This is a genomic window from Ralstonia sp. TCR112 (genome assembly GCF_007997035.1).
In the GTDB taxonomy this organism is placed as follows: Bacteria; Pseudomonadota; Gammaproteobacteria; order Burkholderiales; family Burkholderiaceae; genus Ralstonia; species Ralstonia edaphi.
This window is the reverse complement of record NZ_VOSS01000123.1, coordinates 1-650: the sequence shown is the minus strand read 5'-3', so window position 1 is coordinate 650 and position 650 is coordinate 1. Positions and strand designations below refer to the sequence as shown.

Below are 650 nucleotides of genomic sequence, written 5' to 3'. Positions count from 1 at the left end.
GGATCGACATCGCGGCCCCCAAGCGACATCGAAACGTAGGCGTCAATTGCATCGACAAAGCCCTTCACGAACGGCGGCGGGAACGACTGCGCGGAGAACAGTTGCAGCTGTTCGAGCAGCATGCCCGGCCGGCATTGGCCGTGGGTGCACATGGCAGTGCGGATGCGCTTGAGGTACGCCCGCGCCTCGAGTGCGCCGTTCAGGTAGACGCGGTTTTTGGTGAGTCCGCCTGCGTTGGATGCGGTTGGGGGTGGCGATGTTGGCGGGGAGGGATACGACGCGATTCTCCGCGCCGTCTGTTCACTGCTAGACATAAGGACCTCTCGGAGATGGTGAAAGGCCCGACTTTCGTCGCTAAACGAGGGAGGCGGGCCGACGATGGGGTTAGCGATCCGGCTCTCCGAGAAAACCGGTAGACCCGAAGGTCTCCCCACCCGGCCCGCCATAGAAAGCGCGCGAGTGTGCTGAGGCCTGCCGCGTGTGACGGCGGCCTCTTCGGAGAGTTACGGATCGCTAAACCCGTGCTGCCGTTGGTGCGGCAGCGGGGGAATTATAGCGATGGGGTACGCACCGGATTCTGATTTTCGTACGCCGAGCTCTGAGCTCGGGCAGCCGAGCCAAAAGCCTCACACGCGGAGCTCCGAGCTCGG

Annotated in this window: 1 protein-coding gene; it reads right to left on the bottom strand. The window is 63.5% G+C overall.

Annotated elements, in window-relative coordinates; genetic code table 11:
* Nucleotides 1–314, bottom strand: a 314-nt coding sequence (locus FUT88_RS23370) for a hypothetical protein (RefSeq protein WP_147218796.1), incomplete at its 3' end; no start/stop codon positions are given.
* Between the last annotated feature and the right edge of the window lie 336 nt (nucleotides 315–650).